Annotated in this window: 1 pseudogene; it reads right to left on the bottom strand. The window is 41.4% G+C overall.

The features are described 5' to 3' along the window. Nucleotides 1–337 precede the first annotated feature (337 nt). Nucleotides 338–592 (bottom strand): annotated as a pseudogene (gene tuf, locus HC000_RS18360) (elongation factor Tu); the annotation flags it as partial.

The following is a 592-nucleotide window of genomic DNA, read 5'->3' as shown; positions in this document are numbered from 1 at the left end:
AAAAATGAAAAGAATAACGGTTAAAAACACCTACTGGCTAGACAAAAACGTGTACAAATTGAACGATACCATTCAAGTCGATCACTCAATACCATTTTGACCGAAAAGTGATCGGCATCGATGGTATTGAGTGATCTTGATGGATGGTATAAGGTGATCGGCTTAGATAGTATTAGGTGATCGCGATGCATGAGAATACGCACCTGCCTAAATAGCCCCTCTTAAAATCACTAAGCACTCTTTTTATAGCTAGGTTCTGAAAGGTTTACTTTATATCAGGCATTAAAAAACCGAGCGTAAGCTCGGTTTTTTTAGTACTAATTAGCTAGGCTAATTATTACGCTACGATGTTTGCAACAACGCCAGCACCTACAGTACGACCACCTTCACGGATAGCGAAACGAAGACCTTCGTCCATCGCGATTGGCGCGATTAGAGTAACTGTCATCTTAACGTTATCACCAGGCATTACCATTTCTACGCCTTCTGGTAACTGTACGTCACCAGTTACGTCAGTTGTACGGAAGTAGAACTGTGGACGGTAACCTTTGAAGAATGGAGTATGACGACCACCTTCATCTTTTGAAAGTAC

The organism is Pseudoalteromonas sp. MIP2626 (assembly GCF_013414205.1).
Lineage (GTDB): Bacteria > Pseudomonadota > Gammaproteobacteria > Enterobacterales > Alteromonadaceae > Pseudoalteromonas > Pseudoalteromonas nigrifaciens.
Note: the sequence above shows the minus strand (reverse complement) of the source record. Positions and strands in the feature narration are given on the sequence as shown.